The 1,130-nt window shown below is 62.1% G+C and carries 1 protein-coding gene; it reads right to left on the bottom strand.

Annotation, left to right across the window (positions count from 1 at the left end):
* A partial coding sequence (locus IEY17_RS24970) for an aromatic ring-hydroxylating oxygenase subunit alpha (protein ID WP_188991923.1) occupies positions 1-1,121 on the bottom strand: 1,121 nt, incomplete at its 3' end.
* Positions 1,122-1,130: the final 9 nt, after the last annotated feature.

Here is a 1,130-nt window from a genome sequence, read left to right as displayed (position 1 = left end):
TGCTCGCCGAGTTGGTGTTTGACCCACTCGTGGAAGACAGCGATGTGGTGCTCGCTGGGCACGAACACCCCGCCCTCGGCATAGGCACGCGAGTCCATCGCCAACTGGCAGCGCTCACACGCCTCAAAATCCTGCTGGTTGACCCGATGGAACAACTCCACCGACCGCGACAGGTCACGACCCGACTCCACAACCTCCGGCAGATACAACCAGTCACACTCGACCAGCGTCCGGTCCGGAGCCACCGGGAACATCCGGTGCCAGATCACATGATCCGGCACCAGATTGATGAACACCTGCGGCTTCACCGTAATCGCGTAATACCGGCGATCCTGGTGCTCACCAATACCCGGCAACCGATCAAGCCCCTCACTGCCGTCAACGGTGAACCCCTGCACCTGCTCACCGAACTCCGCACCATGCCCCACGTAATACTGCGCGGCATAGCCGTCAGCGAACTCCGGAAGCACCTCGGTCAGCTCCGGGTGAATCGTGGCACAGTGATAACACTCCATGAAGTTCTCAACGATCTGCTTCCAGTTCGCCTTCACGTCATAGTGAATCCGCCTACCCAACCGCAACGACCCGATGTCATAGCCATCGATCTCCGCAGCATCCCCCAACCGCTCCCCCACATCAGCGATCACGGTGTCCTCGAACGACGGCGGCTCCGCCGCCAGACACACCCACACATACCCCAGCCACTCACGCACATGCAGCCGCGTCAGACCAAACTCCGAACGATCCAGATCCGGCATACTGCTCAGATTCGGCGCCGCGATCAGCTTCCCGTCCAGACCATAGGTCCACGCGTGGTACGGGCACTGGAACGACCGCTTCACCTGCCCCTGCTCCTCGGTGCACAACCGCGCACCACGGTGCCGGCACACGTTGAGAAACGCGTTGACCTCACCACCGCGCCCCCGGGCGACCAGCACACTCTCCCGCCCGATCTGCACCGTACGGAACGCACCCGGCTCCGCGATGTCATCACCACGCACCGCACAGAACCACAGCTCCTCAAAAATCCGGGACTGCTCCAGGGAGAAAATCGCCGGATCCGTGTAGTACTGGCCCGGCAGCGTCGTCAGCAGGCTCTCCGTCGGACCGGTCGTCGTCATAGCAACCTC

The organism is Saccharopolyspora thermophila (assembly GCF_014646075.1).
Taxonomy (GTDB): Bacteria; Actinomycetota; Actinomycetes; order Mycobacteriales; family Pseudonocardiaceae; genus Saccharopolyspora; species Saccharopolyspora thermophila.
This window is presented reverse-complemented; position numbering and strand designations above follow the sequence as displayed.